Consider the following 629-nt stretch of genomic DNA (forward strand, 5'->3'; position numbering starts at 1 on the left):
AGTGCTACTCTAGAAAGGAGGTGATCCAGCCGCACCTTCCGATACGGCTACCTTGTTACGACTTCACCCCAGTCACGAATCCTACCGTGGTAAGCGCCCTCCTTACGGTTAAGCTACCTACTTCTGGTAAAACCCGCTCCCATGGTGTGACGGGCGGTGTGTACAAGACCCGGGAACGTATTCACCGCGACATGCTGATCCGCGATTACTAGCGATTCCAACTTCATGCAGTCGAGTTGCAGACTACAATCCGGACTACGATACACTTTCTGGGATTAGCTCCCCCTCGCGGGTTGGCGGCCCTCTGTATGTACCATTGTATGACGTGTGAAGCCCTACCCATAAGGGCCATGAGGACTTGACGTCATCCCCACCTTCCTCCGGTTTGTCACCGGCAGTCTCATTAGAGTGCCCTTTCGTAGCAACTAATGACAAGGGTTGCGCTCGTTGCGGGACTTAACCCAACATCTCACGACACGAGCTGACGACAGCCATGCAGCACCTGTGTACTGGTTCTCTTTCGAGCACTCGCCAATCTCTCAGCGATTCCAGCCATGTCAAGGGTAGGTAAGGTTTTTCGCGTTGCATCGAATTAATCCACATCATCCACCGCTTGTGCGGGTCCCCGT

At 53.9% G+C, this 629-nt stretch carries 1 rRNA gene; it reads right to left on the reverse strand.

Going from position 1 to position 629, the window contains the following annotated elements:
* Positions 1-13: 13 nt before the first annotated feature.
* Positions 14-629: ribosomal RNA gene (locus ACCD07_RS32285) — 16S ribosomal RNA — on the reverse strand; the annotation flags it as partial.

It is taken from the genome of Duganella sp. Dugasp56 (genome assembly GCF_047304105.1).
Taxonomy (GTDB): domain Bacteria; phylum Pseudomonadota; class Gammaproteobacteria; order Burkholderiales; family Burkholderiaceae_D; genus Rugamonas; species Rugamonas hordei.